Genomic DNA, 25,493 nt, shown 5'->3' with positions numbered 1-25,493 from the left:
TACGTCCTACGCCTCCAGTGCCTCAGCCAGCGCCGGCTTCCCATCGATCAACGGCTGCAACGCCAGAAACTCTAGCGCCGATGCGCGCCAGGACTGCGCTGCCGCCAGTTCTGCGCAACGCACCCGATCCAGCTCCAGCGCAGCCAGGCAGGCGACGCGCAGATCCTCGTCCATCACCCCACTGAGCCCCTGCTGCAGCACATCCAGTGGCCCGGCCACGGGAAACGCAGCCACCGGCGTACCGCAAGCCAGCGCTTCCAGCATCACCAGGCCATAGGTATCGGTACGCGAGGGGAACACGAGCACCGAGGCCTGCTGATAGATCTCGGCCAGCGCCTGGCCATGGCGATAGCCGAGAAAACGCACCGACGGATACTGCTGCTGCAACACCTCACGCTGCGGTCCGTCACCGACCACGCGTTTCTCGCCGGGCAGGTCCAGATCGAGAAAAGCCTGTAGGTTCTTTTCCGGTGCGATGCGTCCGACGTAGAGAAACACCGGTCGCACAGGTCGGGGGCGCGTCTCGTCCGGCCGAAACAGCCGGGTGTCCACACCTTTGCGCCACAGTTGCAGCCGCTGCAGAGCCCAGCCGGCGAACTCTTCACGCAAGCGCTCGGTGGTCACCAGCACGGCTTGGCTGGGGCGATGAAAAACGCGCAGGAAGGCATACCCCCAACGCGGCGCAATCCACGGCCAGCGTGTGCTGACGTACTCCGGGAAGCGCGTGTGGATCGCCGTGGAAAACGCCAGCCCGCGCTTGCCCAGCCAACGCCGTGCTGCCCACCCCAGCGGTCCCTCGGTCGCGAGATGCACGCAGTCCGGGCGAAAGTCGCGAATCGCCGCCCCCACGCGCCACAGATCCCACACCAGCGGAATTTCCGGATAAGTGGGGCACGGCACGGCGCGGAAATCGGCGGGCGACAGCAGCTTGACCTGATGCCCCAGCCCACGCAGTTCGCCGACCAGCGCAGCCAGACTGGTGACCACGCCATTGACCTGAGGCGCCCAGGCGTCGGAGACGATCAGTATCCTCATGCGCCGGTCTCGAGGGCGACAGCCGGCTCCTCGCTGGCCAGCTGCGCCTCGGCCAGACGATAAAGCTCGATCTGCCCATCCCAGTGCTCGATCAGCGCCGTACAGGACTCCACCCAGTCACCGCAGTTCATGTATTCCACGCCACTCACCTGGCGAATCTCGGCATGGTGGATGTGACCACAAACCACGCCCTGCAGCCCGCGCTTGACGCATTCGTGGGCGATGGCTTCCTCGAAGTCGCTAATGAAGTTCACCGCCGTCTTGACCTTGTGCTTGAGGTAGGCCGACAGCGACCAGTAACCGTAGCCCCAGCGGCTGCGCCAGTGATTGAGCCAGCGATTGAGGGTCAGGGTGAACTCGTAGGCCGAGTCGCCGAGAAAGGCCAGCCAGCGGTGATAGCGGGTGATCACGTCGAACTGGTCGCCATGGATGACCAGCAGTTGCCGACCATCGGCCGTGACGTGCACGGCCTCGTCGACCAGTTGGATATTGCCCAGCAGCAGGCTGGAGTAGCGACGCAGGAATTCGTCGTGGTTGCCGGTGACGTAGATCACCTCGGTGCCGCGCTTGCTCATGGTCAGCAGGCGGCGGATCACATTGGTGTGCGCCTGCGGCCAATAGATGCCGCCACGCAGCTTCCAACCATCGATGATGTCGCCTACCAGGTAGATACGGTCGGCGTGGTAACGCTTGAGAAACGCTGCCAGATGCTCGGCCTGGCAATCACGCGTACCGAGATGCACGTCGGAAATCCACAGGGTACGGACACGTTGCTTGCGGCTGGGCTTGGCGAGCTGGGCGCTGGTCATGGGCGACCTCCGGCTGGGTTTAGTCGAGCTTGAGGTGTCGCGGTGTAAGGCTTGTGACGGGAAAAAGACAGTTCCATGACACGGCATTGCCGCGCCCCAGGCGTTACACTGCGGCGGTTGCCGAGGAAACCACCATGCTCCCGACCATGTCCCTGCGTCACTACAGCCACGAAGTGCTCAGCCATAGCCACGATCACGCGCAACTGGTGTTCGGCTTGGCGGGCGAGCTGCAATTCGAAGTGGACGGCCAGGGCAGTCAGGTACTGCGCCATCACCTGGCCGTGGTACCAGCCGAAGCGCGCCACACCTGCGGCAGCCCGCGTGGCAGCCAATGCCTGGTGCTGGACCTGCCGGCCAATGACTGGCTGGAGCGCCAGCTTGGCCACCATGCGAGCGACATCCAGCGTCTGTTGGACAAACCCAACGCACTGCAACTTGATCCCTCGCAGGGGCAGCTACTCAACTGGTTGGCCAGCAGCCCGATCAATGATCCAATCATCGCTGGACAGGGTGCGGCCTTGCTGCTCGGCAGCCTGGCCTGCAGCCGCCAGCATGCCGAGACGACCGGCTTGCCGCTGACAGCCCTGGATCGCTATATCGAACAGCACGCAGCGCATCCGCTGCAGGTGGCAGATCTGGCACGCCTGGCCGGTCTGTCGGTAGCGCGCTTCCATGCGCGTTTCCTCGCCGAGACCGGGCGCACGCCGATGGAACATATTCGCCAACGGCGCCTGCAACTCGCCGAACAGCTGTTGCGTGGCAGCGACCTGGCGGTTGGCGAAATCGCCGCACGGGTCGGCTACAACTCGCAGAGCGCCTTCACCGCCGCCCTCTCCCGCCACCTGGGCATAACGCCACGGCAATTGCGCCGCACGCGTTAACAAGCACACGAACCGTAGGGTGCGCCGGGCATCCGGCCGTTAACGATGCCCGCAACTTTCCTCGATAGCCTGGCGACAAAACTCACCACTCCCGCGACAGACAGCTATCGCACGCAGCCCTAGACTGCGCCGCATCATCGAAGGAGTACCTTATGCAAACCATCGAATGGCAGGATTTCGAGAAGGTGGAGCTGCGCGTCGGCACCATTCGCAACGCTCGTCCCAATGAAAAAGCGCTGAAGCCAGCCTACGTGCTGGAAGTCGATCTCGGCGAACTGGGCATCAAGACCTCCAGCGCCCAAATCACCGCGCATTACGATTGCGACGCGCTGATAGGTCGTCAGGTGCTGTGCGTCTGCAACTTCGCCCCTAAACGAATCGCCGGGGTGCGCTCGGAAGTGCTGGTCACCGGTGTCTATGACAGCGAGAACCGCGTCGTCTTGGCAGGTTTCGACCAGCCACTGCCCAACGGTGCGCGCCTGGCATGACGCAGCGTAACGCCCTGCTGGCGATTCACCTAGGTGCCCTGCTGTTCGGCCTGTCGGGCATTTTCGGCAAACTCGCGGCGACCACGCCGAACATGATTGCAGGCGGCCGCGCACTCTTTGCCGTGCTCGCTCTGGGCCTGGCTGCCACGCTCTGGCGCAGCCGCAATGCGGTGCGTCCTAGCCTGAGGCAGATGGCCCTGCTGGCACTCGGCGGCTTGCTGCTGGGCACGCATTGGGTCACCTTCTTCGAAGCGGTGAAAGTCTCCGGCGTGGCCATCGCCACCCTGGGCTTCGCCAGCTTCCCGGCCTTCACCGTCCTGCTGGAGGGCCTGCTGTTTCGCGAGCGCACCCGCCCCGGCGAGTTCGCCATGGTCGGCGTGGTATGCCTGGGCCTAATTCTGGTCACGCCCGAATTCAGTCTCGACAGCGACGCCACCGTCGGCCTGCTGTGGGCCGTGCTATCGGGCTTCTTGTTCGCCCTACTGTCACTGCTCAACCGCGCCAGCACCCGTGGCCTAGATCCGGTAAAGGCTGCTCTGTACCAGAACATCACGGTGCTGATCTGCTTCCTGCCGCTAGCCTGGCCACTGCTGCCCAGCGTGCGCCCGGTGGACTGGCTGTGGCTGGCGATGCTCGGCATCTTTTGCACGGGCCTGGCGCACAGCCTGTTCGTCGCCAGCCTACGCGTGCTCAAGGCGCGCACCACGGCGGTCATCTTCGCTCTGGAGCCGGTCTACGGGATTCTGTTCGCCTGGTGGCTGTTCAGCGAGCAGCCGACTCTGCGCATGCTGGCCGGCGGCCTGCTGATCGTCAGCGCAATATTGGTATCAGCGCGGATGGCGCGTTGACGCCTGAACGCCTTGCTGCAACGCAGGCAAATGTAGGAGCCGGCTTGCCGGCGATGCGGTGATCATCGCCAGCGAACCGGCTCCTGCAACATCCAATAGACATGCGCCCTGCTTATCAGTTGACGCTGTAACCACGCCCCGTCAGGCAGGCGCCTAATGCCCGGCGATAACGCTCAGTGGCGTCGGCACCCACCGGACGAGTTGTGGTGGCAGGGTCGAAACCGCTCTGCCCCACCGCCCAGCTATGGCACTCATAACGATCACGCCCCTGTTGCTCGACACTCTGCCCGTTGGCTGGATAGGCGATCACTTCATAGCTGGCGACGCTGTTGCCTTGTATGACTGGCGGCGGTGTGACGACCTCATAACGCTGGGCGTTGGTGTTCCACAGGTAGTAGGTGCCTGCTGCGACGAAGTACAGCACGCTGCCAATCCACAGCTCACGAGCGCCATCCGGCAAACCATGGCGATGGCCGCCAGGGCCCGGTCCCCACTTACCCCAACCAGGGCCACCTGGCGCTGGCCCGCCAGGACCAGGCGGGCCTGCCAGCGCTTGGGCAGAAAGCACCAGGCTCATCAATATCAGGATCACGGAGCGTTGCAGCGACATACTTCACCTCTCACAGAATGGCCATATCGGCCCGAGGCAAATTATTCGCTCGCAGTGGCTGGATCGGGGTAAACCCTTTGTAAAGAAGGGGTAAAGCTTCTGATACTTACTTTATGAGGCGCGGTCGTTGTGGCCCAGATCGCGACCTGGATCGATCAGATCGCGCACCCGCTGCTTGAGCACCTTGGCCTCTGGGAAGCCACCATCGGCCTTGCGCTCCCATATCTGCTGGCCATCACAGAGGATGCGAAAAACGCCACCGGTGCCTGGCTCCAGACTGACCCGGCCCAACTCGTCGGCAAAGGTGCTCAGCAGCTCCTGAGCCAGCCAGGCGGCGCGCAGCAGCCACTGACACTGAGTGCAATAGGTGATGACGATTTCGGGCTTCTGATCCGGCATGGCAGCGGCTCTACTGTGGGGCTTGATGCCTATAATAACGGCCTTTGTCTTTGCTCCTGCCGGAATCCGCCATGCGCCGCCTGCTCTTTTCGTTGCTCTGCCTGTTCGCTCTCTCCAGCCTGCCCGTCATCGCCGCCGACCGCGTCGGCCTGGTGTTGTCCGGCGGCGCCGCCCGTGGCCTGGCGCACATTGGCGTGCTCAAGGCGCTGGAGGAACAAGGTATTCGCATCGACGCCATCGCTGGCACCAGCATGGGAGCCATCGTTGGCGGGCTGTACGCGGCCGGCTATTCGGTGGCGGAACTTGAACGCCTGGCGCTGGAACTGGACTGGCAACAGGCACTGTCCGACTCACCGCCACGTGAGGACGTACCTTTCCGGCGCAAGCAGGACGACCGCGATTTCCTGATCAAGCAGAAGCTCAGCTTTCGCGACGACGGCAGCCTTGGCCTGCCGCTGGGCGTGATCCAGGGCCAGAACCTGGCGCTGCTACTGGAAAGTCTGCTGGTACACCGCAGTGCCACTCGCGACTTCGATCATCTGCCGATCCCTTATCGCGCCGTGGCCACCGATGTGGTCACGGGCGAACAGGTGATTATGGGCAACGGCCACCTGCCGCAGGTGATGCGCGCCAGCATGTCGATCCCGGCGGTGTTCGCCCCGGTGGAAGTAGACGGTCGCCTGCTGGTCGACGGCGGCATGGTCAACAACGTGCCCATCGACGTGGCGCGACAGATGGGCGTCGATCACGTCATCGTCGTCGACCTGGGTATGCCACTGAAACCGGCCAAGGAGCTGCTCACCGTCGTCGACGTGATGAACCAGTCGATCAACCTGATGATGCGCAAGAACTCCGAGGCGCAACTCGAAACGCTGGAAGCGGACGACGTACTGATCCTGCCACCTCTGGCTGGCTTTGGCGTCGCCGACTTCAATCGTGGCGAGCAGATGATTGAGGCCGGCTATCGCGCCACACAGATTCAGGCAGAGCGTTTGGCTCGCTTGCGCACCGGCAGTGCCGGCAACCCGGCACTGGCCATGGCGCGCTCGCGCGAACAGCGCACACCGGTGATTCGCGAGATCCATGTGGAGAACGACTCGAAAGTCGGCGACGCGGTGATTCGCCGGCACATTCGCCAACCGCTCGGCGAGCCACTGGACATGGATCGCCTGCAAAAAGACATGGGCACCCTTTACGGTCTGGACTACTTTGAGCGCGTGCAATACCGCGTAGAGCCACTGGACGAGCGCGGTAGCGCCCTGGTGATCGATGCCCGCGGCAAGCGCACCGGCACCGACTATCTGCGCCTGGGGCTGAACCTGTCCGACGACATGCGCGGCGACAGCGCCTTCAATATCGGCGCCAGTTACCGCATCAATGGCATCAACGAGCTCGGTGCCGAATGGCTGACTCGCTTGCAGTTAGGTGACCGCCAGGAGCTCTACAGCGAGTTCTATCAGCCGCTGGACGCCGGCTCACGTTACTTCGTCGCGCCCTACCTGTTCGGCGAGGCGCAGAACGTCGAAGCGATTCTGGACAACGACCCGATCGCCGAATATCGCCTGGAGCGCTACGGCTACGGTCTCAACCTCGGTCGGCAGATCGCCAACAACGGCGAGATTCGCTTCGGTATCGCCCAGGCCTGGGGCGAGGCGGATGTGCGCGTCGGCGAACGCGATCTGCCCAGCTTCAGCTTCAGTGAAGGGTATTACGAGCTGCTGTACTCCTTCGACACCCTGGACAATCTCGACTTCCCGCGCACAGGCGAGGACATCGGTCTGATGCTGCGCAAATATGATCGCGGCCTGGGCTCGGACGAAGAATATCGCCAATGGCAGCTGAAACTGGACAAGGCCTATAGCCACGGCCCCAATACCTGGCTGTTCGGCGGTCGCTACGGGCGCACGCTGGATCAGGCGGAGGTGGTTACCTCGGGCTTCATTCTCGGCGGTGCCCAGGAATTGTCAGGCTTTCGCCAGGACTCGCTGAGCGGCCAGAACATGGCCTTGGCACGGATGATCTACTACCGGCGCATGACGCAAACCTCGATGCTGCCGCTGAACTTCCCGCTGTACCTGGGCCTGTCGCTGGAGCGCGGCCGCGCCTGGAACAACGACAACGCCTTCGACAGCGGCTATATCAACGCAGCCAGCATCTTCCTCGGCCTGGACACCCCGCTGGGCCCGCTGAACTTCAGCTATGGCTTCAACGACGAGCGGGAGAAGGCGCTGTATCTCAATCTGGGCAAGAGTTTCTGAAACGACGAGGCCGCGCATATGCGCGGCCTCGTCAGGTGCAGCAGCAGAGGCGCTCAGGCGATTTCCGCCAGCAACTGGCGCGCGGCCTTCCTCTGCTCGTCATCGCCGTGGTCGATCACCTCGTTGAGGATGTCGCAGGCGGTGGCGATATCGCCCTGTTTGATATAGGCCAGCGCCTGGTTAAGCTGGGCCATATGCTCCGGGTTGCCTGCCAGGTGGTCGATGTCGCCCTGCAGCGCGGCAGTGGCATCAGCATCGCCGGCAAAAACGTCGAGGAAGTTGTCATCCAGCCCCGGCGCGTCATCACTCAGCACCATTTCCATCTCACCCAAGGCGCTCAACTGCTCGTCTTCATGATGCAGCTCGAACACCTCCGGGAGCTCCTGCAGATTGCTGGCGAACGACGGATCGAACTCCGGTTCTGCAGCAGCCTTGGGTTTGGCCTTGGCGGCAGCAGGGAAAGGGCTGACCAGATCCCAGTCGGCATCCAGCGACAGGTCGTCGAGGTTGAGCTGGAAATCAGGTTCAGTCGCAGGCACTGCCGCTGGCTGCAGCGCAGCCACAGGCTCGGTCGGTGCCTGCTGAGTCGCCAGCAGATCAGGATGACGCGCCTTCAGCGCATCGATGCGTGCGGTGTCGAACTCTTCGGCACGCAGCACGGCCTCCTCACGCGCAAAACCCGCCCCATCGCCCAACAGCGCCAGCACCTCCAGTAGACGGAAACGCAGATCGTTGCGCTGCGGGTCCTGAGCCAGTGCCTTGCTCAGCTCACCACGCGCCTCGCTGACACGACCGTAGGCAATGTAGACATTGGCCGCCTCGAGCGGGTCGACCGGCCCTTGAGCACGTGCCGGGGCTGGCGTCGGTACAGCCTTGGCCACCGGAGCAGCATCAACGGGAACGGCAACCGCCGCGAGTTGCGGACGAGGCTGCGCCTTTGGCTGGACCTGCACCACAGGTTTGGTTTTCTCGCCACGGCGCCGCACAGCCCAGAACAGCGCGCCGAGCAACAGCAGAAGCCCAATGCCACCAGCCAACAATGTCGACCACCAGCCACGTTCTGCGGGCACCTGCTCGATACTGATCGGCGCGGCGGCTATGGGCTGGGTGACCGGCTCGGCCGGCGTACGCGCTGCCAGCTCAGCCAACTGAGCATCCTTCTGCGCCAATTGCTCCTGCAACTGCTGCAGCTGCACTTGCAGTTGCGCCAGCCCTTGTTGCAGTTGCAGGTTTTCCGCAGCCTGGTTGGCCAGCTCCAGATCGACCTGACGCTGTTTCTCGGCCAACAGCTCCAGGCTTTCGGTTTGTTGCGGTGCGGATTCGAGGGCAGCCAGAGGTGCGCTTACAGGCCCTTCGGCAGTGTTTTCAGCGAGCGCAGGTGCGGCCTCGGCAGCGACCGGAGCAGCGGTCGGCTGGACAGCCTCCGCACGGGCGGCATCCGGCAGCAGCAGGTCGGCGCCAGCCTGTAGACGACTTGGATCGCCGCCAGCAAAGGCATTCGGGTTGAGAGCAAGAATGCCTTCCATCAACGCCTGTTGAGACAACGTGCTGCCCTGCTCACGCAGACGCGCGGCGATAGACCAAAGGCTGTCGCCACGGCTGACCTGATGACGGTGTCCAGCAGATGCACGCGGCGGCGTAACCGCTCTGACTGACGGGGCTGGTGCTGCGGTGCGGCTAGAGGGCTGCGATACGGCAGCAGCGCTTGGCGCGGCTACAGCGGAATAAGCCGAAGAGCCAGGTGGATCGAGCAGAACCGTGTATTCACGCAGTAGCTGGCCGTTGGGACGCGCCACTTCGACGATAAAGTTCAGGTATGGCTCGCGCACCGGGCGGTTGGATACTACGCGGATTACGCTACGTGAACCCTGCAGAAGCGGCGTAAAACGCAGGTCATTGAGAAAGTAGAAGCGCTCGACACCTGAACGGCTGAACACCTCGGCTGAGGCCAGACCGACACGCAGATCCTGCGCGCCCAGGTCGCCCAATTCGAGCAGCTCGATTTCCGCCTCGAAAGGCTGATTCAGCGCCGAATGCAGCGTGATTTCACCCAAACCGAGCGCTGGCGCCATTCCCGAATAGAGAGCGGACCCCGACGCCAAACCCAACATTAACTGACGCACCCGAGCCATGTGACCTCCAGGTTTATCCGGCTCGAACGCCACCTCCTCGACTTCCTGTCTGAGCTTCCCTTGGCCGGGAGGCTGGCGCCCTTGATAATTCCGAGAACGAGCGACAAGGTCCTTGTCGAGACCGCCTCGAATTGCATTATGGCTACTAATTCACAAAGTAGCGGCTTGGACGCCAGTTTGCCGACGAAAGCACAGTGCCATCAAGCTGAATCAGTCAAAAACTAGGCACAAAAAATATCCGATCAAAAAATGATCGGTTTTTTGACGGTCCAGGTAGTCACTTCATCAGGTTGCCGAGCACTCGAGCATGCACCTGCTGACAGCGGCGAAGATCATCCTCGTCGATACCGGCGAAGACTTCATGGCGCAGTTGGGTAGAAATCGCCTCGATCTTCTCGATCAGAGGCTGCGCATTCGGTTGCAACGCAATCTTCTTGGCACGGCGGTCTTCGGGTACCGCCACACGAATCACCAGCCCCTGGCTTTCGAGGCTGTCGAGTAGACGCGCCAGAGTCGGCCCTTCTACGCCGACGCTCTGCGCCAATTCACGCTGGGTCGGCATTTCGCTGAAACGCGCCAGGTGCAGCAGCACCAGCCAGCGAGCCTGGGACAAGCCAAGGCCCACCAGGCGCCTGTCGAGTTCGGAACGCCAGGCACGGGAAAGCTGGGCAACCTGCATGGCAAAGCGATGTTGATCGGGATAAGACATGGGCAAGCGGACTCATACAAAGGTCAAAAACTAATTATTAGCCAGCTAGCCATAACCCGATGCACAGGGCAAGCGCAGATTGCGCCACGTGCATTGCAGAATGCGACCGACACCTTGCCCACCACTCCAATTCAGAGCGCAACCCTGTTACGCCCGAAAGCCTTTGCCTCGTATAGCGCTCGGTCAGCCTGTTCGTACAGCTGGCTCAATTCAGGTTGGCTATCGGGGCTCAGGCAAGCGATGCCGATGGACATGGTCAGTACATCGGCGCTCCCGGAGCCGCGGTGAGCAATGCCCGCTTCCTCCAGCGAATGGCGCAAAGCCTCGGCACGTAGCCTGGCTTCATCGGCGCTGATGTCGAACAACAACAGCGCGAACTCCTCACCGCCAAGCCGTACGCCCATATCCAGTGGCCGCCGCGCAGCCTGCTCGATCAGTGCTCCGACACGCTGCAAAGCCGCGTCGCCAGCCTGATGGCCGTAGCAATCGTTGTATGTCTTGAAATGGTCGATGTCGCAGAGTAGCAGTGCCAGCGATATGCCCTCACGCTGCGCCTGGCGCCAAAGGCGCTCGAACTGTCGGTTGAAACTGCGACGGTTGTGCAGCCCAGTAAGACTGTCGTGGTGGGCAAGCAGATGCATCAGGCGGCTGATCAGAAAATGCTCGCGTGATTTGTATTCCAGGAGGTAGCAACCGACGGCGCCGATAAGATTGCCGAACCCCAGGAACAACAGGTTGTTGATCAATCGTGGAGCCGGCAGCCCTGCGGCCAATTCCGCCAGCACATAGGCGAGCAACACCACCAGAGAACAGGCAAGGGCCTCGCTCAAACGCAGGCCGACCAGAAAGTACGCCGCCATGCTCACCAGCAGCAGACCTTCATAGGGGTAGCCAGGGTCGGCGCGATGAGCGATACCGACAATCACCGTTGCCCCCACACCGAGCACGAGGATGCAGATCATACTCAGCGGCAACAGAAGATGGCTGTGGCGCCGCCGCAGGATCAGGGTCGCGCAAACCAGCAGGATGACCAGCGCCACCAGGCGCACTGCGATCACCCAGCCCAGGTGCGATGCAGGCACCACCAACATGTCCAGCACCGTCAGGGCCAGCCAGATGACCGTGGCGACGCACAGCGCGATACGTTTGAGTTCGAAGCCGTCCTCAAGCATATACGCACGATATTCACGCTCGAGAGCGCGGGAAAAACGCAACCGCCGAAACCCCAGGCTCAACTGCTCGGCATAAGGGCTCGGACGAACCTCGTCGTACCAGGCGTGATAGTCAGGCACCCTCACCTCGTTATCTGGCGGCCTGCCCACACCTTAGCCCTGCGATCGAAATGCCGCCAGAATCAGGCTGCCAAGTTTCACCGAGGACGCTTAGATCTCGAACTCGGCCTGCAGCGCCGCACGCACGCAGTAGAGCACCGCTTCGTCGACCCGCCCGGCGAACAGCGGGGCAATCTCGCTGACCGCCGGTAACTCGCCCTCGCCATCGAGGAAGGTCTCCTGAATCTCGCCCAACAGCTCCTCAGGAAGATCCAGCGCCTGCTCCAAAGTCAGTTGCTGCTGGGCAATTGCCTCGGCCAGCAGGCTGTAAACGTTCTTCTCGCTGCAACCCAATTGGCCGGCGATTTGCGTCGGGGTCATACCGGCGCGAGCCTGGCTGACCAGCTCATGACGCAGATCGGTCACCGGCGGTGGCGTGTCATCCGCGCCGATGCCGTTGAGTACTTCCAGGAAGGCCTGGCCGTAGCGTTCCAGCTTGCGCGCACCGACGCCGCTGACCTCGGCCATTTCACTCAGCGAGCTGGGCTGGCTGCGCAACATTTCCAGCAACGTGGCATCAGGGAAGATCACGTACGGCGGTACGCTGTGCTCTTCGGCCAATTTACGACGCAGACTGCGTAGCGCCTCCCACATGTCCCGCTCATGGCCGCGCACCAGTTGGCTGGCGGCGCTACTGGAGGCCTTGGCCGCCTGCGCCGGCTTGGGCTCACGACGCAGTTGCAGGCTGACCTCACCACGCAGCAGCGGCCGGCAGGACTCAGTCAGGCGCAAACCGCCGAAACCGTCCAGATCGACATCGGCCAGGCCGCGTGCGACCAACTGGCGGAACAGGGTTCGCCACTCGACTTCGGAAAAACCCTTGCCGACGCCGAACACTGCCAGGTGCTGATGACCGGCGGCGCGAATCTTCTCGTTGTCGCGGCCCAGCAGAATGTCCACCAGATGGCCGACGCCGTAGCGCTGGCCACTGCGGTACACCGCCGACAACGCCTGACGCGCCGGCTCGGTGGCATCCCAGGTCTCGACGCCATCGATACAGTTATCGCAATGCCCGCAGGGGTTGGGCAATTCTTCATCGAAGTAGGCCAGCAGCGCCTGACGGCGGCAGCGTGTTTCCTCGCACAGTGCGAGCATGGCATCGAGCTTGTGCTGCTCGATGCGCTTGTGGCGCTCGTCGCCTTCGGAATTGTTGAGCATCTGCTTGAGGAAGATCACGTCCTGCAGGCCGTAAGCCATCCAGGCATCGGCCGGCAGACCGTCGCGGCCGGCGCGACCGGTCTCCTGGTAGTAGGCTTCCAGCGATTTGGGCAGATCGAGGTGACAGACGAAGCGCACGTTAGGCTTGTCGATGCCCATACCGAAAGCGATGGTGGCCACCATGATCAGGCCTTCCTCATTGAGGAAGCGCTTCTGATTGAAGGCACGCAATTCGTTGGGCAGGCCGGCGTGATAAGGCAAGGCCGGGAAGCCCTGACTGCTGAGAAAGTCGGCAACCTCCTCGACCTTCTTGCGCGACAGGCAATAGACGATGCCGGCATCGCCCTTGCGCGCTGCGAGAAAACCGAGCAGTTGCTTGCGCGGCTGATCCTTGGGCTGAATGCGATAGAAGATGTTCGGCCGATCGAAGCTCGACAGAAAGCGCTCGGCGTTGTCCAGATGCAGGCGCTGGACAATTTCCTCACGGGTACGTTTGTCCGCGGTGGCGGTCAGGGCGATACGCGGTACATTGGGAAACAGCTCAGCAAGCTGGCCGAGCTGCAGGTACTCAGGCCGGAAGTCGTGCCCCCACTGTGACACGCAGTGCGCTTCGTCGATGGCAAACAGGGCGATATCCAGGCCCTGCAGGAAGCTCAACATACGCGGCTGCACCAGGCGCTCGGGCGCCAGGTAGAGCATCTTGATCTGCCCGCGACGGATACGGTCGGCGATCTCGCGCTGCTCGTCAGGGCTCAAGGTGGAATTCAGCGCCACAGCTGCCACACCCAACTCGTCGAGGGTGGCCACCTGATCGTCCATCAAGGCGATCAGCGGTGAAACCACCACCGCCAGGCCCTCGCGCATCAGTGCCGGCACCTGGAAGCATAGCGACTTGCCGCCACCGGTAGGCATCAACACCAAGGCATCGCCGCCGCCGGCCACACGCTCGATGATCGCAGCCTGATTGCCGCGAAAGGCGTCGTAGCCGAAAACGTCTTTGAGAATGCGCATGGCGTGATCGAGCATGAAGGCCTCCAAATCTAGCCGCGCATTATGCCGCAGGATCGCAGGTAACAGGGCGCCTACCCGTCCGAAGCCGTTGAATCGCCGTCAGTAGAGCACCCGCGCTGGTCGCAGAGGCAGCGGTGAACTAGCAGGTCGTTGAAAAACGTAGGCGACGACTGCATGGATGCAGGAGGTAGAGCGAAGCAGGAAGCCCGAGCCGAGGCAGCCAGTGCAATACCGATGGCGGCCCCGCAAAAACAGGCGAAAAACGACCGGGGGCGCGTCCGACTTATACGAGTTGTAAATGAGCATTGGATTCGCTTCGCTCACCCCTTCGGGGCCGCGCTGAAGCGCGTTCAGCCCCCGGCTGTGAGGCTGTTTTTAACGCAGCAATGGCAACGTAGGTAGTTTTTCAACAGCCTGCTAGAATCCTTCCTCGTTTATCCCCTAAGCCTCAAGGTAACCCCACGATGTCCTTCGCTGAGCAACTGTCCCGCCTGCAAGCCTTTCTCGATGCCGATGAGCTGCACGAAGAGGCGTTGGACTACGTGGCCGCCCATGGCTACCTGACAGCCCTGGCGATCTGCCCCGATCAGGTGCCAGACCGCGAGTGGATCGATGCGCTGTTCGCTGAGCCGCCGCACTACCGCAGCGACGCCGAACGCGAAGAGATCGAAAGCACCCTGATCCACCTGAAGGCGCATATCTCCCGTCAGCTGGCTGGCGAAGAAGAGCCTGAACTGCCCTGCGACCTGGACCTCGGCGAAGAGCCGGACGACTCCGACCTGCGCGGCTGGTGCATCGGTTTCATGGAAGGCGTGTTCCTGCGTGAAGCCGTGTGGTTCGAAGATGCCGAAGACGAAGTCAGCGAGCTGCTGCTGCCGATCATGGTCGGCTCGGGTCTGTTCGACGAGCAGCAGGAATTTGCCGAGATCGCTCGCGACCGCGACCTGGTGGACAGCATGATCGACCAGATTCCCGAGCTGCTGACCGCCCTCTTCCTGCTGTGCCAGGCTCCGGAAGAAAAACCTGCGCTGCTCAAACCCCGCCACTGACAGTGCCAGCCGGGGCCCGGCCCCGGCTGCCGCCAAGACCCACACATGCCGCGTGATATCCAGCCAAGCCGCCACCGCAGTGTCCGCTACCTGCTGCTGAGCATCGGCTGGCTGAGCGTGGCCCTAGGGGTCATCGGCATCTTCCTGCCCGTACTGCCGACCACGCCGTTCCTGCTGCTGGCGGCGGCCTGCTTCGTACGCAGCTCACGGCGCTTCTACCTCTGGCTGGTCACCCACCCGCACCTGGGTCCATGGATTCGCGATTACCTGGAAGGCCAGGGCATCCCGCTCAAGGGCAAGATCTACGCCCTGGTGCTGATGTGGGCCAGCATCAGCTTTTCCTGCTATCTGGTGCCCATGCCATGGGCGCGCGTATTCATGCTCAGCAGTGCGGTGCTGGTCAGCCTGTACATCCTCAAGCAGAAAACCCTGCCCAATCCCTGAGCGCTCGACGCATTCCGGATGCATTCGGGCTATTCGACAAACGCAGTGCGCCGCGCGCACCTCATTAGCGCAGGTGATTGCGGATGAAGACCTCTTCCCCCATGGCCGCAATCTGCCCCTCGATCAAGGCATCAAATGGCTGCAGCAATGCCTCGAAACCCCGTGGTGCCTCAAGCACATCCAGCGCTGCAACAACCGCCTCGATGGTCGACAGCGCCCCCTCTTCCGGTGCCTTGCGCAGACGGTAACGCGACGGCGCCACTGCCCCCAGGCTCACACGCGGCAGTGCCGCCAGCGACGGGTTGAGATGCAGCAGCTTGCGTGCCTTGCGCCAGGTGCCATCGGGCACCACCAACAACAACGGTTTCTCGTCGGGCGCGTAAGCGCTCAAGGCGACGGACTCTTCGCCGGGAAACAGCAGACAGGCTCGATAGTCAGGCTGCGCGAGCAATTGCGGCAGATCATCGAACACCTCCCCCACGCGCAACTCGGCGTTGCGCAACCCAAGCGCAGCCAGGCGAGCAGTATTGAGGGCATGCCCGACCTCGCTCGGATGCTGCAGGATGAGCACACGCGTGCGACTCTCGAGGCAGGGAATCAGCGGACAGAGGCAATGGCTGAGTGGGCGCTGGCAGCGGGAGCAGGTCGGACGAGGCATGCCGCGCAGTGTGCCAGAACGCCCTGCCAACGCGTAGTCCGGATGCAACCCGGAACATCGAAGCATGCCTCGGATTACATCCGGCTACGGTTCAGCGGTTGAAGCGCTCCGCCAGGCTGTGCAGGTAATCCGCCATTTCCTCCAGCTCGCGGCTGATCGCCGCGCCCTGATGCGCCTGGCCAGCACTGTGATCGGAAAGCTGGGCGATACGGGTGATCTGCCGGCTGATGTCCTCGGCCACGTGGCTCTGCTCCTCGGAGGCGGCCGCCATCTGCTGGCTCATACCGGTGATACGCGTCACCGCCGAGCTGATGCCCTCCAACGCATCGCGGACCGACTCCACGCTCTGCACGCTGCCACGGGAAATTTCCTCGCCCTTGCCCGCCGTCACCACGGCGCGCTCGGCTCCAGCACGCAGGTCAGCGATGATCTGGTGAATCTGCTCGGTGGACTGACGGGTACGCGATGCCAGAGAGCGCACTTCATCGGCGACCACAGCGAAACCGCGCCCCTGCTCCCCTGCCCTAGCCGCCTCGATGGCAGCGTTGAGCGCCAGCAGGTTGGTCTGCTCGGCAATCGAGGTGATCACGTCGGCGACGCTGCCGATCGACTGCGTGGAGTTGGCCAGTTCGTTGACCGCCTGACCGATATCGTTGACGGCCTTGGCCATCTGCCGCATGGAGTCGAGACTGCCGACGGCCAGATCACGTCCCTCACACGCCAGACGATCCGCCTCCTCGGCAGCATGCGAGGTGTTCTGTACGTTATGCGAGACCTCCTGAATGGTGGCGGCCATTTCATTGATAGCGGTAGCTGACTGATCCGTCTCGGCCCGTTGCTGGTCGAGCAACTCGGCACCCGCACTGGCCAGCTGGGCAGCCTGCGCAGCTCGCCGCTTGACGTTTTCACCTGCATCTTCAAGGCGCGTCAACGCGGTCTGCAAACGAGCCTCCTCGCTGATCATGGCCATATCCAGCAGCGCCTGCGCGCCCCGGTTGTCGCTGTAGGTCAGGGCCACCAACTCACTGGTGAAAGCCTTGGGATGTTCGTCGAGGGTATGCAAGATCAACGTGCGGCTGCGATGCAACTGATAAGCGCCCAACGCAATCATCATGGCGAAGGTAACGCCGACCAGTAGTCCGCCCGTCATGAAATGCTGGGCTAACAGAATGAGCGCGGCCACCAGGATCAGCGGCCAGGAGCGCACCAGGCCATAGGTCCAGCGTTCAATCGCCTGCACCGCAGGCTTGCCCTCACGCAAACGGGCATAAAGCTTCTCCGCGCGCTGCTTCTGCGCCTGGGTCGGTAACGAGCGTACCGACTCATAACCAACCATGCGCCCGCCTTCATAAACCGGCGTCACATAGGCACTGACCCAGTAGAAATCACCACTCTTCGCCCGGTTCTTGACGATACCCATCCAGGGTTTGCCCTGCTTGATGGTGTCCCACATATGCCCGAATACTGCCGGCGGCATATCCGGGTGACGTACAAGATTGTGAGGCTGGCCAATCAGTTCCTCGCGGGTGAAACCACTGATCTCGACAAACGCATCATTGCAATAGGTAATCCGGCTATCCATATCGGTCGTGGAAATAAGGCGATCGTCCGCAGGAAACGTGCGTTCACGTTGGGTCACGGGCAGGTTCTGGCGCATTCGGGGGGGTGTTTCAGCGGGTAAGAGATACTGCTTTCTTCTAGAAGTAGTAGCACAGCGCCAGAGGAGCGCTAATCAGCGATTAGGCGCAAAGTCTGATGAACAGTGCGTATCAGGCTTTCGGCTGGCACCAAGTCTTTAACAGTGTTCTGGATCGAGTTGAGCCTTCAGCAGATCAAGACATATCGGATAGAAGCTCACGGTTTTCATCCCGATACGAAAACAGACAGAACGACGTCTACCGTGCAGACGCGCCCAGTCATGCTGAACCCAATAAGAGTGGCCTGAACGGCATGAAAAAGTAGACGCTCAGTCAGAGCTGATAGGCACTTGGCTCAAGGCCCACCGGCTCAACTGACGAGTTTCAGCGACGCTGACGTTCGCGGCGCAGACGTTCCTGCTCGGCTTCGCTGATACGAATCGGCTGAGGTTGCGGGACAAGGCCAAGGGCCTGCAACAGGGCTTGCAGTTGTTCTTGCAGCTTGGCGAGCATGGGTACGACCTCCTGCCAAGTCAAGGGAAGAGCCAGCGGCTCATTTATCAGATTAGGCCGGACAAACCGGATTTCAACCAAGCGCCGTCAAATTACCGGGCTCTTGCGCCGATAAGGGAACACGTCAATCACCTTGCCTGCGCGAATCGCCTCCTGCAACTGTTTCCAGTAATCGGCTTCGTACAGGTTGCCATGCAGCTGGCTGAATAGACGGCGCTGCTTGATATCGGCGAACAGGAACGGCGGAAACTCCTCGGGGAACACGTCCATCGGCCCCACCGAATACCAGGGTTCGGAACTCATCTCGTCCTCGGGAAAGCGCGGCGGCGGAATACGGCGGAAATTCACCTCGGTGAGAAAGCAGATCTCGTCGTAGTCGTAGAACACCACGCGGCCATGGCGGGTGACGCCAAAGTTCTTCAGCAGCATGTCGCCGGGGAAGATGTTCGCGGCGGCCAGTTGCTTGATGGCCAGGCCATAGTCGTCCAGCGCCTCGCGCACCTGCGCCTCGTTGGCGCTCTCCAGATAGAGGTTGAGCGGCGTCATGCGCCGCTCGGTCCAGCAGTGGCGTACCAACACGGTGTCGCCCTCCACCACCACGGTGGAAGGTGCCACTTCCAGCAGCTCAGCCAGGCACTCGGGCTCGAACTTGGCCTTGGGGAAGCGGAAGTCGGCAAACTCCTGGGTATCGGCCATGCGCCCTACGCGGTCGACGCTTTTCACCAGGCGATACTTCTCGATCACCGTCTTGCGGTCCACCGTCTTGGCGTGGGCGAATCGGTCCTTGATGATCTTGAACACGGTATTGAAGCCCGGCAGGGTGAACACACTCATGACCATGCCGCGCACACCGGGCGCCATGATGAAGCGGTCGTCAGTGCTGGCTAGATGGCCGATCAGCGCGCGGTAGAACTCGGACTTACCGTGCTTGTAGAAGCCGATCGAGGTGTACAGCTCAGCAACGTGCTTGCCTGGCAGGATGCGTTTGAGAAAGCCGACGAACTCGGCCGGGATGGCCACGTCCACCATGAAGTAGCTGCGGGTGAAGGAGAAGATGATCGACACCTCCGCCTCGTCAGTGATCGCCGCATCAGCCTGGATACCCTGCCCTTCGCGGTGCAGCAGCGGGATCGCCAGCGGCCACTGCTCCTCACGGTTGTAGATGCGCCCGATCAGGTAGGCGCCCTTGTTGCGATACAGCACCGAGGAGAACAGCTCGATGCACAGCTGCGGGTCCTTGCAGACCCAGTCCGGCAGGCTGGCGCGCAGTTGCTCTTCCAGGCGCTGCAGGTCGCGAGGCAGGTCCTCGTAAGGCGCATCGAAGCGGTAATCGTCGAAGATCATCTGCAGTGCCAGATGCAGCTCGCCAGCAGGCCGGTAGCTGCGCGTCTGCGCCGCGCTGGGCTGGTTGCGTAGAGACGGCCGCGTGGTGTGGATGAACATGCAGCCATCGCTGATCTGGTCATGGCTGAACAGGGTGCAGAAGATCGAATTGAACCAGGTTTCCGCCAGTTCATCGTCGAAGCGCAGGTCGATCAGGGCAATGTAGGCACTCTTGACCAGCGGCCACTGCCCGACTTCCAGCAGCGAAGCATCGAACCCTTGCAACAAGTGCTCGCGGGTTTCTGCGACCTTCTCTTCGTAGAGGTTGATGCGCGCCGCCGAAGCCTGCTGCGCCTCCTGCCATTGCGCCTGCTCGAAGCGTACGCGCGCGCCATCGGTGATCTGGCGAAAATGCTCGCGGTAATCATCGAACCCATCGAGGATCAGGCGAGCGATCTCGCCAGCCGGCCATTGCTGCCCCATTACGCATGCCTCATCCGCAGTGATCAGCCGAGCTTAGCCGACAACGCTGGCCTGGATGCAACCGGGAATCGCCAAAGCCTCCACGATTGCATGTCGCGGCTAAAGCCCCTCCCACATTTTCGCTGCAGCAGCGCCCCTCCCAAACATTCGAAAGTGCAATGCGGATTGCCAGAACCCCGCCCAGCGGCAACACTCTCGGCCCCACCCTGCCGGATACTCCGCCTTGCGTACCGCCGATCTGCTCCGCCTGCTGCTGCTCGCCGCCATCTGGGGCGCCAGCTTTCTGTTCATGCGCGTTGCCGCCCCCGTGTTGGGAAGCATGCCGACCGCGTTCTTTCGCGCCAGCTTCGGCGCGCTGGGGCTGCTCGCACTGCTTTTGCTGCTGCGCACGGACTGGGACTTTCGCGGCAAATTTCGCATCTGCCTGGGTTTAGGCGTGATCAATGCCGGCCTGCCTTCAGCCATGTATTGCCTGGCGGCATTGATCCTACCGGCTGGTTACTCGGCGATCTTCAACGCCACCACGCCGTTGATGGGCGTATTGATCGGTGCGCTGTTCTTCCATGAGGGCATCACCCCAAGCAAGGCGGCGGGCGTATTTCTCGGCCTGCTCGGTGTGGCGGTGCTGACCCGCACCGGGCCGGTGGCCTTCGACCTGCAACTGCTGCTCGGAGCCGGCGCCTGCCTGGTGGCCACCACCTGCTACGGCTTCGCCGGCTTCCTGACCCGGCGCTGGATCGGCCAACAGGGCGGCCTGGACAATCGCCTCACTGCCTTCGCCAGCCTCGCGGGTGCCAGCCTGTTCCTGCTACCGCTGTTCGGCGGCAGCCTGGCGCTGCAACCGCCACCGAGCTGGGGCGGCATTGAGATGTGGCTGTCGCTGGCCGGCCTTGGCCTGGTCTGCACCGCGTTCGCCTACGTGCTTTATTTCCGTTTGCTGGCCGATATCGGACCAATCAAGGCCAGCACCACCACCTTCCTCATCCCGCCATTCGGCGTGCTGTGGGGCGCTTTGCTGCTGGGTGAGCCACTGAGCTGGGCCTACCTGCCTGGCTGCGTGTTGATCGCGTTGGCACTGTGGCTGGTGGTGCGCCCAAGCGTGAGCAGAACGTAGTCGGGACGTCGGTGGATCACGCTTTATCGATCCACCAAAGCGGTGGATGTGAAAAGCGACATCCACCCTTGGCTCAGCTTTTAGCCTGTAGCCTGCAACTGCCTTACTGCTGCAGCTCCTGCTCGGTGAACATATCGCTGAACAGCATGCTCGACAGGTAGCGCTCGCCCGAGTCCGGCAGGATCACCACGATGGTCTTGCCCTGCATCTCCGGCTTCTCCGCCAGACGCACCGCCACCGCCATCGCCGCGCCGCAGGAAATCCCGCAGAGAATGCCTTCCTCGCGCATCAGGCGCAGGGCCATGGCCTTGGCCTCATCGTCAGTGACCTTCTCGGCCTGATCGACCATCGCCAGGTCGAGGTTCTTCGGTACGAAACCGGCGCCGATGCCCTGAATCTTGTGCGGTGCCGGCTTGACCTCGTCACCGGCCAGGGTCTGACTGATTACCGGCGAACTCACCGGCTCCACCGCCACCGACAGAATCGGCTTGCCCTGGGTCTGCTTGATGTAACGCGAAACGCCGGTGATGGTGCCGCCGGTGCCAACGCCGGAGACCAGCACGTCGATGGCGCCTTCGGTGTCACGCCAGATTTCCGGGCCGGTGGTCTTCTCGTGAATGGCCGGGTTGGCCGGGTTCTCGAACTGCTGCGGCAGATAGTAGTCAGGATTGGCGGCCACCAGCTCGTTGGCCTTCTCGATCGCGCCCTTCATGCCCTTGGCCGGCTCGGTCAGCACCAGCTCGGCGCCCAGGGCCTTGAGCACCTTGCGTCGCTCCAGACTCATCGAGGCCGGCATGGTCAGCACCAGCTTGTACCCGCGCGCAGCGGCGACGAAGGCCAGGCCGATGCCGGTGTTGCCCGAGGTCGGTTCGACAATGGTCATGCCCGGTTTGAGCACGCCGCGCTCCTCGGCATCCCAGATCATGCTGGCACCGATGCGGCACTTGACCGAATAGGCCGGGTTGCGCCCCTCGATCTTGGCGAGGATGGTCACACCTTTCGGCCCCAGGCGATTGATCATCACCAGCGGCGTGTTACCGATGGCCTGGGAGTTGTCAGCGAAAATGCGGCTCATGATTCCTTCCTAAGCAGATGGACGATGAATAAGGGGCACCAGCCTATGCCCAGGTGCAGCGTCAGTCCAGCCGAACAGAATGCCGCGCACGCAGTCCATCGAAGATAGATCACTCGATGGACTGTCCGATGAAACGACGCTACAGCTGGCCCCTTAGGGCTCTGTTTGTTGCACTGCTGCTAGTGCTCGCGGCGCAGCTTACGCTGCCCTGGTTGATCCGCGACTACCTCAACGGCAAGCTCGCCGACATGGGCGACTACCGCGGGCATATCGCTGATATCGACCTGGCCTGGTGGCGCGGCGCCTATCGCATCAACGACCTGCGCATCGTCAAGAGCAGCGGCGACGTACCAGTACCGCTGCTCGACGCGCCGCTTATCGATCTGGCGGTAAGCTGGCGGGCATTGTGGTCGGAACATGCCGTGGTCGCGGAAGTGTTCTTCGAGCGCCCACAACTGAACTTCGTCGATGGAGGCGAAAACGACCAGGCCACCCAGACCGGTGCCGGCACCGACTGGCGCGATCAGTTGAACAAGCTGCTGCCCATCACTCTCAACGAACTGCGGGTGATCGACGGCCGCATCAGCTTCCACAACTTCAGTACCGATCCCCAGGTGGAACTGAGCGCTGACCAGGTCAACGCCAGCCTCTACAACCTCACCAACGTCGGTGACGAGCCAGGCGACCGCGTCGCGCACTTCGGAGGTCGTGCGCTGTTGCTGGAGCACGCGCCACTGGAAGCCGAGGCGACCTTCGACCCGTTCGAGCAATTCGAGGACTTCGAACTACGCCTGCGCGCGAAGGACATCGACCTGACGCGCTTCAACGACTTCGCCCGCGCCTACGGCCGCTTCGACTTCAAACGCGGCAACGGCGACCTGGTGATCGAAGCGCAGGCCAAAAATGCTCAGCTCAACGGTTACATCAAACCCCTGCTACGTGATGTCGAGGTGTTCGACTGGGAGCAGGACGTCAAAGATGAAGATAAAGGCGTCCTGCGCTCCATATGGGAAGCCATCGTCGGCGGCAGCGAGATGCTGTTGAAGAATCAGCGCCGTGACCAGTTCGCCACCCGCGTCGAACTCAGCGGCAGCGTGCACGACCAGCAGACCAGTGCATTCCAGGCCTTCATCGCCATCCTGCGCAACGCGTTCGTCGAAGCCTTCACACCCCGCTACGAACGCCCACCACCCCAGCAGGACGGCAGCTGAGCTGTAGTCATAAGCAGCGGTGACCGCCCATTCAGTGACTGAATACTGCGTCTGCGTTCACAGCCACCTGAGCTGCGCGTTATAGTCGCGCTCTGAATTTCTGCTGCGGGCCGGCCCCGCGCGTTACCGTTCCGAGGATTTTCCGATGAAGTTCGAAGGCACCCAGTCCTACGTCGCCACCGACGACCTCAAGCTCGCGGTCAACGCCGCCATCACCCTGCAGCGTCCGCTGCTGGTCAAGGGTGAGCCGGGCACCGGCAAGACCATGCTCGCCGAGCAACTGGCCGACGCCTTCGGCGCCAAGCTGATCACCTGGCACATCAAATCCACCACCAAGGCGCACCAGGGCCTGTACGAATACGATGCGGTCAGCCGCCTGCGCGATTCGCAGCTCGACTCCGACAAGGTCCACGACGTTCGCAACTACATCAAGAAAGGCAAGCTGTGGGAGGCGTTCGAGGCCGACGAGCGCGTGATTCTGTTGATCGACGAGATCGACAAGGCCGACATCGAGTTCCCCAACGACCTGTTGCAGGAACTCGACAAGATGGAGTTCTACGTCTACGAGACCAACGAGACGATCAAGGCCAAGCAGCGCCCGATCATCATCATCACCTCGAACAACGAGAAGGAGCTGCCGGACGCCTTCCTGCGCCGCTGCTTCTTCCACTACATCGCCTTCCCCGATCGCGACACCCTGAAGAAGATCGTCGACGTGCACTACCCAGGCATCAGCGGCGAGCTGGTGGCCGAGGCGCTGGACGTGTTCTTCGACGTGCGCAAGGTGCCGGGCCTGAAGAAGAAGCCCTCGACCAGCGAGCTGGTGGACTGGCTCAAACTGCTGATGGCCGACAGCATCGGCGAAGCCGTGCTGCGCGAACGCGACCCGACCAAGGCCATCCCGCCGCTGGCCGGCGCTTTGGTGAAGAACGAGCAGGACGTACAACTGCTCGAACGCCTGGCCTTCATGGCGCGCCGCGCTTCGCGTTGATCATCTCCCCTCTCCCGCTTGCGGGAGAGGGGCCGGGGGAGAGGGTGTAGCCGGCTACGCCGATCTGTCTGAAAAGCCCCTCTCCCTAACCCTCTCCCATGAATGGGAGAGGGAACCGTTCGTGCATCACCGGGAGACCCGCAGCCATGCTGCTCAACCTGTTCAACGAAATGCGCGCGGCCAAGGTGCCGGTGTCGGTGCGCGAGTTGCTCGACCTGATCAACGCGCTCAAGCACAACGTCGTGTTCGCCGACATGGACGAGTTCTATTACCTGGCGCGCGCGATCCTGGTCAAAGACGAACGTCACTTCGACAAGTTCGATCGCGCCTTCGGCGCCTACTTCAAGGGCCTGGAAAACCTCAACGAACACATCGAGGCGATGATCCCCGAAGAATGGCTGCGTAAGGAATTCGAGCGCCTGCTGAGCGACGAGGAAAAGGCGCAGATCCAGAGCCTCGGAGGCCTGGACAAGCTGATCGAGGAATTCAAGAAGCGCCTCGAAGAACAGAAGGAAAAGCACGCCGGCGGCAACAAGTGGATCGGCACCGGTGGCACCAGCCCGTTCGGCTCCGGCGGCTACAACCCCGAAGGCATTCGCGTCGGCGATGCCGGCAAGCGCCAGGGCAAGGCCGCCAAGGTGTGGGATCAGCGTGAATACAAGAACCTCGACGACCAGGTCGAGCTGGGCACGCGCAATATCAAGGTGGCGCTGCGCCGTCTGCGCAAGTTCGCCCGCCAGGGCGCTGCCGAAGAGCTCGATCTGGACGGCACCATCGATCACACGGCGAAAGATGGCGGCCTGCTCAACATCCAGATGCGCCCGGAGCGACGCAACACGGTCAAGCTGCTGTTGCTACTGGATATCGGCGGCTCGATGGACGCCCACGTCAAGGTCTGCGAAGAGCTGTTCTCAGCCTGCAAGACCGAGTTCAAGCATCTTGAATATTTCTACTTCCACAACTTCATCTACGAGAGCGTGTGGAAGAACAACATGCGCCGCACCAGCGAGCGCACCTCGACCCTGGACTTGCTGCACAAGTACGGCGCCGACTACAAGGTGGTATTCGTTGGCGACGCGGCCATGGCTCCCTACGAAATCACCCAGGCCGGCGGCAGCGTCGAACACTGGAACGAGGAAGCCGGCTACGTCTGGATGAAGCGCTTCACCGAGAAGTTCAAGAAGATCATCTGGATCAACCCCTACCCCAAGGACACCTGGAACTACACCGCCTCCACCGGCCTGGTGCGCGAGCTTATCGAAGATCGCATGTACCCGCTGACCCTGCAGGGGCTGGAAGACGGCATGAAGTACCTGTCCAAGTAAG

At 62.2% G+C, this 25,493-nt stretch carries 23 protein-coding genes; 10 read left to right on the top strand and 13 right to left on the bottom strand.

Annotation, left to right across the window (positions count from 1 at the left end; all coding sequences use genetic code 11):
- Positions 1–6: 6 nt before the first annotated feature.
- Positions 7–1,035 (bottom strand): glycosyltransferase family 4 protein, encoded by a 1,029-nt coding sequence (locus ACNFCJ_RS08420; protein ID WP_416770795.1) that lies wholly within the window; start codon positions 1,033–1,035, stop codon positions 7–9.
- Positions 1,032–1,844, bottom strand: coding sequence for a UDP-2,3-diacylglucosamine diphosphatase (locus ACNFCJ_RS08415; RefSeq protein ID WP_074675017.1), 813 nt, complete (start codon positions 1,842–1,844; stop codon positions 1,032–1,034). Before ACNFCJ_RS08415 ends, ACNFCJ_RS08420 begins: the two co-directional genes overlap by 4 nt.
- Positions 1,845–1,978: 134 nt before the next feature.
- On the opposite strand from ACNFCJ_RS08415, the gene ACNFCJ_RS08410 reads away from it, so the two are divergent.
- The 3 genes from ACNFCJ_RS08410 to ACNFCJ_RS08400 all read left to right on the top strand — a co-directional run bounded on the left by ACNFCJ_RS08410 (position 1,979) and on the right by ACNFCJ_RS08400 (position 4,061).
- Positions 1,979–2,725: an AraC family transcriptional regulator gene (locus ACNFCJ_RS08410; protein WP_416770793.1), complete on the top strand. Its 747-nt coding sequence runs from the start codon at positions 1,979–1,981 to the stop codon at positions 2,723–2,725.
- 152 nt (positions 2,726–2,877) lie between these two features.
- Positions 2,878–3,213, top strand: coding sequence for a tRNA-binding protein (locus tag ACNFCJ_RS08405; RefSeq protein WP_106733969.1), 336 nt, complete (start codon positions 2,878–2,880; stop codon positions 3,211–3,213).
- Positions 3,210–4,061, top strand: coding sequence for a DMT family transporter (locus tag ACNFCJ_RS08400; RefSeq protein ID WP_416770791.1), 852 nt, complete (start codon positions 3,210–3,212; stop codon positions 4,059–4,061). The genes ACNFCJ_RS08405 and ACNFCJ_RS08400 overlap by 4 nt, the downstream gene beginning before the upstream one ends.
- A gap of 115 nt (positions 4,062–4,176) precedes the next feature.
- Here the strand turns inward: ACNFCJ_RS08400 and ACNFCJ_RS08395 are convergent, their stop codons facing one another.
- Both ACNFCJ_RS08395 and ACNFCJ_RS08390 read right to left on the bottom strand, forming a co-directional pair.
- Entirely contained in the window at positions 4,177–4,671 is a 495-nt protein-coding gene (locus tag ACNFCJ_RS08395; protein ID WP_416770790.1) for a hypothetical protein, read from the bottom strand.
- 111 nt (positions 4,672–4,782) lie between these two features.
- Entirely contained in the window at positions 4,783–5,070 is a 288-nt protein-coding gene (locus tag ACNFCJ_RS08390) for a SelT/SelW/SelH family protein (RefSeq protein WP_179576274.1), read from the bottom strand.
- 71 nt (positions 5,071–5,141) lie between these two features.
- Between ACNFCJ_RS08390 and ACNFCJ_RS08385 the strand changes: the two genes are divergently transcribed.
- Positions 5,142–7,328, top strand: coding sequence for a patatin-like phospholipase family protein (locus ACNFCJ_RS08385; RefSeq protein ID WP_416770789.1), 2,187 nt, complete (start codon positions 5,142–5,144; stop codon positions 7,326–7,328).
- 53 nt (positions 7,329–7,381) lie between these two features.
- Here the strand turns inward: ACNFCJ_RS08385 and ACNFCJ_RS08380 are convergent, their stop codons facing one another.
- The 4 genes from ACNFCJ_RS08380 to recQ all read right to left on the bottom strand — a co-directional run bounded on the left by ACNFCJ_RS08380 (position 7,382) and on the right by recQ (position 13,684).
- A complete protein-coding gene (locus ACNFCJ_RS08380) occupies positions 7,382–9,400 on the bottom strand; it encodes a FimV/HubP family polar landmark protein (protein WP_416770788.1) in 2,019 nt (672 codons plus the stop codon).
- Positions 9,401–9,737: 337 nt separating this feature from the next.
- Positions 9,738–10,169: a MarR family transcriptional regulator gene (locus tag ACNFCJ_RS08375; protein ID WP_106733964.1), complete on the bottom strand. Its 432-nt coding sequence runs from the start codon at positions 10,167–10,169 to the stop codon at positions 9,738–9,740.
- Between the two features lie 131 nt (positions 10,170–10,300).
- On the bottom strand, positions 10,301–11,461 hold the full coding sequence (locus tag ACNFCJ_RS08370; RefSeq protein ID WP_416770787.1) for a diguanylate cyclase domain-containing protein: 1,161 nt from the start codon (positions 11,459–11,461) through the stop codon (positions 10,301–10,303).
- Positions 11,462–11,551: 90 nt separating this feature from the next.
- Positions 11,552–13,684 carry a DNA helicase RecQ gene (recQ, locus tag ACNFCJ_RS08365; protein WP_416770785.1) on the bottom strand — a complete coding sequence of 711 codons (2,133 nt, stop codon included), beginning with the start codon at positions 13,682–13,684 and terminating at the stop codon, positions 11,552–11,554.
- A gap of 449 nt (positions 13,685–14,133) precedes the next feature.
- Here recQ and ACNFCJ_RS08360 point away from each other — a divergent pair, with 449 nt between their 5' ends.
- Positions 14,134–14,718: a YecA family protein gene (locus ACNFCJ_RS08360; protein ID WP_099525336.1), complete on the top strand. Its 585-nt coding sequence runs from the start codon at positions 14,134–14,136 to the stop codon at positions 14,716–14,718.
- A 45-nt stretch (positions 14,719–14,763) separates the two neighbouring features.
- Entirely contained in the window at positions 14,764–15,162 is a 399-nt protein-coding gene (locus ACNFCJ_RS08355; protein ID WP_099525335.1) for a YbaN family protein, read from the top strand.
- Between the two features lie 64 nt (positions 15,163–15,226).
- Here the strand turns inward: ACNFCJ_RS08355 and ACNFCJ_RS08350 are convergent, their stop codons facing one another.
- The 4 genes from ACNFCJ_RS08350 to aceK all read right to left on the bottom strand — a co-directional run bounded on the left by ACNFCJ_RS08350 (position 15,227) and on the right by aceK (position 19,776).
- Complete coding sequence (locus ACNFCJ_RS08350) at positions 15,227–15,820, bottom strand: tRNA-uridine aminocarboxypropyltransferase (RefSeq protein WP_416770784.1); 594 nt, start codon at positions 15,818–15,820, stop codon at positions 15,227–15,229.
- A 91-nt stretch (positions 15,821–15,911) separates the two neighbouring features.
- The gene (locus ACNFCJ_RS08345; RefSeq protein WP_416770782.1) at positions 15,912–17,477 is read right to left on the bottom strand and encodes a methyl-accepting chemotaxis protein; all 1,566 of its coding nucleotides are present in this window, start codon (positions 17,475–17,477) and stop codon (positions 15,912–15,914) included.
- Between the two features lie 364 nt (positions 17,478–17,841).
- The gene (locus tag ACNFCJ_RS08340) at positions 17,842–17,970 is read right to left on the bottom strand and encodes a PA1414 family protein (protein WP_256672061.1); all 129 of its coding nucleotides are present in this window, start codon (positions 17,968–17,970) and stop codon (positions 17,842–17,844) included.
- Between the two features lie 87 nt (positions 17,971–18,057).
- Complete coding sequence (gene aceK, locus ACNFCJ_RS08335) at positions 18,058–19,776, bottom strand: bifunctional isocitrate dehydrogenase kinase/phosphatase (protein WP_416770780.1); 1,719 nt, start codon at positions 19,774–19,776, stop codon at positions 18,058–18,060.
- 223 nt (positions 19,777–19,999) lie between these two features.
- On the opposite strand from aceK, the gene ACNFCJ_RS08330 reads away from it, so the two are divergent.
- Entirely contained in the window at positions 20,000–20,890 is an 891-nt protein-coding gene (locus tag ACNFCJ_RS08330) for a DMT family transporter (protein ID WP_416770779.1), read from the top strand.
- 103 nt (positions 20,891–20,993) lie between these two features.
- Here ACNFCJ_RS08330 and cysK read toward each other — a convergent pair whose 3' ends face one another.
- Positions 20,994–21,965 carry a cysteine synthase A gene (gene cysK, locus ACNFCJ_RS08325; RefSeq protein ID WP_017677426.1) on the bottom strand — a complete coding sequence of 324 codons (972 nt, stop codon included), beginning with the start codon at positions 21,963–21,965 and terminating at the stop codon, positions 20,994–20,996.
- 128 nt (positions 21,966–22,093) lie between these two features.
- On the opposite strand from cysK, the gene ACNFCJ_RS08320 reads away from it, so the two are divergent.
- From ACNFCJ_RS08320 to ACNFCJ_RS08310, 3 genes are all read left to right on the top strand, one after another.
- Complete coding sequence (locus ACNFCJ_RS08320; protein WP_416770777.1) at positions 22,094–23,176, top strand: DUF748 domain-containing protein; 1,083 nt, start codon at positions 22,094–22,096, stop codon at positions 23,174–23,176.
- A gap of 145 nt (positions 23,177–23,321) precedes the next feature.
- Entirely contained in the window at positions 23,322–24,167 is an 846-nt protein-coding gene (locus ACNFCJ_RS08315) for an AAA family ATPase (protein ID WP_416770776.1), read from the top strand.
- A gap of 146 nt (positions 24,168–24,313) precedes the next feature.
- Entirely contained in the window at positions 24,314–25,492 is a 1,179-nt protein-coding gene (locus ACNFCJ_RS08310) for a vWA domain-containing protein (RefSeq protein ID WP_099525310.1), read from the top strand.
- Position 25,493: the final 1 nt, after the last annotated feature.

Source organism: Pseudomonas sp. NY15364, assembly GCF_048068235.1.
GTDB lineage: Bacteria > Pseudomonadota > Gammaproteobacteria > Pseudomonadales > Pseudomonadaceae > Aquipseudomonas > Aquipseudomonas mendocina_D.
The sequence above is the reverse complement of the archived record's forward strand: the minus strand, read 5'-3'. Positions and strand labels throughout refer to the sequence as shown.